Origin of the sequence: Komagataeibacter nataicola, from assembly GCF_003207795.1 — a bacterium.
GTDB lineage: Bacteria > Pseudomonadota > Alphaproteobacteria > Acetobacterales > Acetobacteraceae > Komagataeibacter > Komagataeibacter nataicola.
Genome location: NZ_NIRT01000070.1, coordinates 1 through 4,610 on the forward strand (window position 1 = coordinate 1; position 4,610 = coordinate 4,610).

The window sequence follows — 4,610 nt, forward strand, 5'->3', positions numbered from 1 at the left end:
CCATCCAGAATGCCTCCTTCAGAGAATGGTCTGCATCCTATGAATCACATTTTTAAACCGATGGGTACCCCGTGAGTCAGGCCAAACAATGGTTGGTATGAATGGCACGGATGTCATTACCGGAATTGCCGATGCTGTCGTACCGGCAGAAGATGGCAGGCCAGAGGTCATCATTGATTGGAAAAGCGATGTCAATCCATCGACCACGACGCTTGCCCATTATCAGGCGCAGGTGCGTGCCTACATGGACATGACGGGAGCGCGACTGGGGCTGATCGTCATGGCGACATCCGGCACCGTCATCAGTCTCGATACAGTATGAGGACAAAGCCATGACGTGTGCCACCAATAAGGACGTGACGACAGTCAGGCCTGGGAATTGCCGCAGGCGTGAATGACCGCAGGGAAAGCTGACGCCAGCCTGTTGTCGCGTGTTACGATGTTTCTGAACTGCTGCAGCCTGGCAAAAAACCGTTCAATGATGTTTCGTTTTTTATAAATTGAAAAACGGTTTTTCATGGACAGATACGGTTTTTATTTATGTGATCTCACGGTCTTCGAGTTTTCCATAAATGGATCGGCGTCATAAGCCTTGTCGGCGATGAAGGTTTCGGGATCGACTTCATCGAGCAATGGCTCTGCTTCAGAGCCTGATCCGAAAGTTTTGAACAATACCAGCATGTTGTGATTCATCCGTCTTTGCGAAGAGATGGAGTGAATGGTGGCATGGACTGGTATTGCCCGACACGAACATAGCCGGGAGGGATTGTGATATCCATCGGATATGACGGATGCCGGGTGGGCTTTGATTATGCCGTTCGTGCCCCCGGCGAAACGGGGCGGACCGCCTTGTACGGCGGATTATGCGCGAGGTTGTAAACGCGATACTCCATATCGCCTCGGGTGGGTGTGCGTGGCGTCTGCTGCCGAAATGCTTTCCACCGGTCTCGACCGTCAGGCGCTACTTTTACGCATGGCGTGATGCCGGACTGTTCGAAGCGATGAACACGGTACTGGTCATGAACCTGCGGGAGATCGAAGGGCGTGAGGCCTCCCCGAGCGCGGGCGTGATTGATAGCCAGTCGGTGAAAACCACGGAAAGTGGGGGAATTTCCGGTTATGACGCTGGAAAGAAGGTCAAAGGTCGCAAGCGCCATATTCTGACGGATACCTGCGGCTTCCTGATCTTCCTCCCTGTTCATGCCGCTGACATTCAGGATCGTGACGGGGCTGTCGATGTCCTGGCGGCAATACGCAAACACTTTCCATGGCTTCGCCACATCTTCGCCGATGGCGGCTATGCCGGTAATAAACTGCGATCCGCGCTCGCCAACATGGGAAAATGGACGGTCGAAATCATCAGGCGATCAGACACAGCCAAGAGCTTTGAAATCCTGCCTCGCCGCTGGGTGGTCGAACGAACATTCGCCTGGCTCGGTCGCTGCAGGCGGCTCGCCAAAGACTGGGAAAAGTCCATAGCCTCCTCAACAGCGTGGACTTTGATCGCCTCAATCCGCATGCTGACCCGCAGAACCGCAAGGCATTGTCAGTGCTGAAAAACTTTCGAATCAGGCTCTTAACATACGGGTTCTTAGCTGGTATCCTGTATCACCCCTTTCTCCTGTGTCACGGACTGGACCCGGCTGTCATGGCGGCGGCAATGATCAGGATACCAGATGCCGCGACAGCTATCCTCGGTTGCCAATACTCCATAAAAACGAAGCCGATTGCGAGCCAGCCGACAGCGACTGCCAAACTAAGGATAATGGCCGACCATTCACCAGGAAGTTCTGGCGCGCGCCATGTCAACCACACGCCAGTCAAGCCAAAAATGATTTGCCCGAGCGCATAAGTAGCAAAGTCTCGTGCATGCAGCTTACCTGAATTGCACGTTGGTAAGCTGTTCGGAGATATCCCACAGGCGGGCGTCAGCCTGCCGGTCGAGTGCGACGGGAGGTATTTTGGCAACGGTGGGATATCCCCGCGTCTCGCCCAACCTGTCGGGGCCATAATAGCAGCCGCCTTTTGCCTCCGATGACGTCGCGGCGAAAAGTGTCGGGAGTGCGCCCTGGGCGGCCGGCTGGAAGAGAAACCACAATATCCGCCGCGCAAGGCCCAATATGCTCGAAGCCCCAGCCCCATTCGGAAGCAGATCCGTACGCGAAATGCCGGGATGGGCTGCGATGCTGGTGATCCCCCAGTTTCCTGCTTCGCTGCGACGCTGAAGTTCCAACGCAAACATCAGGCAAGCCAGCTTGGACTGGCTGTAGACCGGCATGGGCTTATAACTATGTGTTGCCTGAAGATCATCAAACGTGATCCGACCGTCACGCGCTGCAATGCTGGAGAGTGTTACAACGCGCGGATGGTCCCCCTTGCGAAGCAGGGGCAGCAGATGCGCGGTGAGGGCGAAATGTCCAAGATAATTGGTTCCGAACTGAAGTTCGAAACCATCTGAGGTCACTTTGCGTGTGGGTGGCATCATCACGCCAGCATTGTTGATAAGCACGTCGAGATGGTCGTGTTGGCTACGCAGACGTTCGCCAAACGCGGCAATTGACGCAAGATCAGCCAGATCAAGAGCCTCAAAGCTGATGGTTGCCTTGGGGGCTTCCTTTTTGATCCGGGCAACGGCTTCCGCTCCTTTGCCCGGGTTTCGTCCGGCGAGAATGACCGTTGTGCCAGCATGTGCGAGCGCCAGCGCATCCTCAAACCCGAGGCCGCCAGTCCCGGTCACGACGAATGAACGGCTACGTATGTCTGGAATGTCTGATGTCGTCCATTTTCTCATATTCGGTTCCTGTAAAAGCAACAAATTCTCTTTGGGAAGTGATGGTCGATAGTCCGATGACGCTCGCCATTGATCTCGGCATATGCTTGATATTTAGCTGTGTCTGTCGGGAGGACGAATGCCCGAACTGCCAAATTTCTTGCCCGATCCTGCAATGGTCTGGCTCAGGCCACGCGCAGGGTGTAGATTGGAGCCGTTGGAATTTGGGCCGGAGCAAGGCATGTCATCATCTCTCGCCAGAGCTGTAACCTGCTATCTGGACGCGCAGGGTTGTGGCGCGAATGGGCTTTGCACGACGTCGTTCGACGGTCTGAATATCATCAGACTGAGTGAAAAGACGCCGCCGAGTGGCATGGTCTACAAACCGTCGCTCTGCATCACCCTTCAGGGCGCGAAGGCGGTGGAGTTTGGCGATGCCATTTTCGAGTATGGGGCGATGGCGTTCCTGCTGGTCAGCATCGAAATACCCGCTCTTGGCCGCGTGACGGAAGCAAGCCCTGAATGTCCCTATATCGGCATCACCCTAGATCTGGACGCAGGGATCCTGCGTGAGGTCATGTCGGAACTCGCTCAGCCGCCCGTTCCCTCGAATGATCAGGGTATCGGGGTCTTCGTCGCCGACCTGTCTGAAGATCTGGCGGATTGCATCAGACGACTTATACGCCTGCTCGATAACCCTGCGGCACTCCCGATCCTCTGGCCTGCGATCATGCGGGAAATCTGTTTTTGGCTGTTAACAGGGCCTCATGCGGGCGAGGTCTGTAAACTCGTCCTGCCCGACAGTCACATGCAACGGGTTGCAGAGGCCATTCATCTGCTGCGCGCCAACTTTACGAAGCCGGTAAGGATTGAGCATCTTGCCGCCGCGGCGGGCATGAGTCTCTCGTCTTTCCATCAGCATTTCAAGACACTGACGTCTATGACACCGCTCCAGTATCAAAAACAGTTGCGTCTGCTTGAGGCGCGCCGCCTGATGGTATCAGAGGACGTCAACGTCTCGCACGCGGCGTTTGAAGTTGGTTACGAAAGCCCGTCGCAGTTCAGTCGGGACTATGTCCGCAGGTTCGGGACAGCACCCAAACGCGACGTGATGGAACTTCGCTCCTTTATCATCTGATCATGCAGGACCGTGTGTGGGGCTCTGTCCATCGGATAAATTTAGCAGACAGGCACCAGCCGCCTTAACTCATTGTTTATTGAGAATATTCACCCGTTAGAATGTGTCCATTCAAACCGGATCTGCTCTAGATATCCACCATGCTGTGATGATTGGCCGATCTGCAGGACATTCGTCACCGTGGCGAGCATGATTTTCGGACGCAGCCTTCTTATGCGATCCTCGGCAAAAGGCCATCGATTATCATACGCCTTTTCCCAAAAAAGGTGCGGGAGATAAGGAAGATGTTACCCCGCTACGAGTAGGATAATCTTTTCGTTTCAACGAAGTTTAAACACCATTTTCCCAAGTTTTTCGTGGCGACAGACGAGGAGGGGCCGGAACTGATCAGGAACGCTCTACTCCGCATGACGTGCCCCCTTTTTTGTATCCACTCAAAAGGAGAGTTCTCGTTTTTTATGGCTTTGGTTTGATGGGATGACAAGTGTCTCGGGGGCATGCCCCGAGACACTTGTCTGGCGAGCTGATCCGGTGTCCTGCCACCCAGCTGGGAATGGGGGCGCTCCGTATTGTAGTCTTCCCGCCAGTCAGCCAGAACCTGTCGGGCATGGCTGAGAGACGTGAACAGCGTCTCGTTGAGGCATTCATCCCTCAACCGGCCGTTGAAACTTTCGACAAAGCCGTTCTGTTGCGGTTTCCCGG

Annotated in this window: 5 protein-coding genes and 1 pseudogene; 3 read left to right on the plus strand and 3 right to left on the minus strand. The window is 54.8% G+C overall.

Annotation, left to right across the window (positions count from 1 at the left end; all coding sequences use genetic code 11):
- Window positions 1-88 precede the first annotated feature (88 nt).
- Complete coding sequence (locus tag CDI09_RS17095) at window positions 89-322, plus strand: PD-(D/E)XK nuclease family protein (protein WP_110571456.1); 234 nt, start codon at window positions 89-91, stop codon at window positions 320-322.
- 212 nt (window positions 323-534) lie between these two features.
- On the opposite strand, the gene CDI09_RS18375 is transcribed toward CDI09_RS17095, so the two are convergent.
- Window positions 535-681 carry a hypothetical protein gene (locus CDI09_RS18375; protein WP_167370224.1) on the minus strand — a complete coding sequence of 49 codons (147 nt, stop codon included), beginning with the start codon at window positions 679-681 and terminating at the stop codon, window positions 535-537.
- 103 nt (window positions 682-784) lie between these two features.
- On the opposite strand from CDI09_RS18375, the gene CDI09_RS17105 reads away from it, so the two are divergent.
- Window positions 785-1,556, plus strand: a protein-coding gene (locus CDI09_RS17105; RefSeq protein WP_236944500.1) for an IS5 family transposase whose coding sequence is annotated in 2 segments (ribosomal slippage) — window positions 785-862 and window positions 864-1,556 — 771 coding nt in all. Because the reading frame shifts where the segments join, the coding sequence is not laid out codon by codon here.
- A 320-nt stretch (window positions 1,557-1,876) separates the two neighbouring features.
- Here CDI09_RS17105 and CDI09_RS17110 read toward each other — a convergent pair.
- Complete coding sequence (locus tag CDI09_RS17110; RefSeq protein WP_078526896.1) at window positions 1,877-2,791, minus strand: SDR family oxidoreductase; 915 nt, start codon at window positions 2,789-2,791, stop codon at window positions 1,877-1,879.
- Window positions 2,792-2,909: 118 nt separating this feature from the next.
- Here CDI09_RS17110 and CDI09_RS17115 point away from each other — a divergent pair, with 118 nt between their 5' ends.
- Window positions 2,910-3,908: an AraC family transcriptional regulator gene (locus CDI09_RS17115; RefSeq protein WP_236944501.1), complete on the plus strand. Its 999-nt coding sequence runs from the start codon at window positions 2,910-2,912 to the stop codon at window positions 3,906-3,908.
- 517 nt (window positions 3,909-4,425) lie between these two features.
- On the opposite strand, the pseudogene CDI09_RS17120 reads toward CDI09_RS17115, so the two are convergent.
- Window positions 4,426-4,610: pseudogene (locus CDI09_RS17120) on the minus strand (integrase core domain-containing protein); the annotation flags it as partial.

What these genes read in the sequence shown, in the direction of transcription:
- CDI09_RS17110 (WP_078526896.1), bottom strand. Translation starts at nt 2,791, where the DNA reads ATGAGAAAATGGACGACATCAGACATTCCAGACATACGTAGCCGTTCA.
- CDI09_RS17095 (WP_110571456.1), top strand. Translation starts at nt 89, where the DNA reads ATGGTTGGTATGAATGGCACGGATGTCATTACCGGAATTGCCGATGCT.
- CDI09_RS18375 (WP_167370224.1), bottom strand. Translation starts at nt 681, where the DNA reads ATGCTGGTATTGTTCAAAACTTTCGGATCAGGCTCTGAAGCAGAGCCA.
- CDI09_RS17115 (WP_236944501.1), top strand. Translation starts at nt 2,910, where the DNA reads ATGCCCGAACTGCCAAATTTCTTGCCCGATCCTGCAATGGTCTGGCTC.